1 protein-coding gene is annotated in these 872 nt (G+C 63.9%); it reads left to right on the forward strand.

Translation table 11 applies throughout. The features are described from left to right. Positions 1-284: 284 nt before the first annotated feature. The coding region (locus AC5Y4T_RS26140) for an IS110 family transposase (RefSeq protein WP_142305315.1) at positions 285-872 on the forward strand (588 nt) is incomplete at its 3' end.

Raw genomic sequence — 872 nt, forward strand, 5'->3', positions numbered from 1 at the left:
GCCTGTAAGTCTTTACACGGCTGGCCCGGTGCTGGCTGACAGGATCGGTGTTGCCGTCCTGATTGGGTGTGACTCTTGAATCGTCTGGCCCCGTGAGGGTGCTCTACCCGGGATCTGTCCATCCGATCGAGGGCGGCGACGCCGGCCCGGTCTTGCTTCGGTGGCTTGATTAGAAGCCTGCCCGACCCGTAGCCGCGGGTCGTGGCCCGTTACAGGCCTGCCTCGAAGTTCTCCCCGGGCCGACGCCGATACGACGTCGCCCAACGGAAAGGAACTCGGTCGCAATGCCTATCGTCGCAGAGCACTACACGTTTGTCATCGGGGTCGACACTCACGCCGCCTCCCACTCTTTAGCGCTGGTCGTTGCATCGACGGGGGCGGTGATCGATCAGTCGGTGTTTGCGAACACGCCGGCAGCACTCGACCGCGCTTTGACCTGGATCGTGCACAGGATCGATGGGCAGTCGTCGTTGATCGTCATCGAAGGAGTCGGCTCTTACGGTGCAGGACTGGCTGACCGGGTCACTGCCCGCGGACTGACGGTTGCAGAGCCGTCAGCGATGCCCGCCGCCCAGCGTCGCGGTGTGGGCAAGACCGATGCCCTGGATGCGGTCCGGATCGCCCGCTCGGTCCTGGCGGTCGACACCTCACGTTTGCGGTGGCCACGTGCCACCGGACCGCGGGTGGTGTTGCGGGTGCTGGTCGTTGCCCACGAACAGATGGTCGCTGAACGCACCCGGTCCATCAACGCACTGACGGCGTTGTTGCGCACGATAGATCTGGGATTAGATATGCGTAAAGCACTGTCGCACAGTCAGTTCAAAGTCATTGCCGGCTGGCGGGACCGCAGGGAGGATTCCGTGGTCCGCACC

It is taken from the genome of Mycobacterium sp. NGS11 (genome assembly GCF_059813315.1).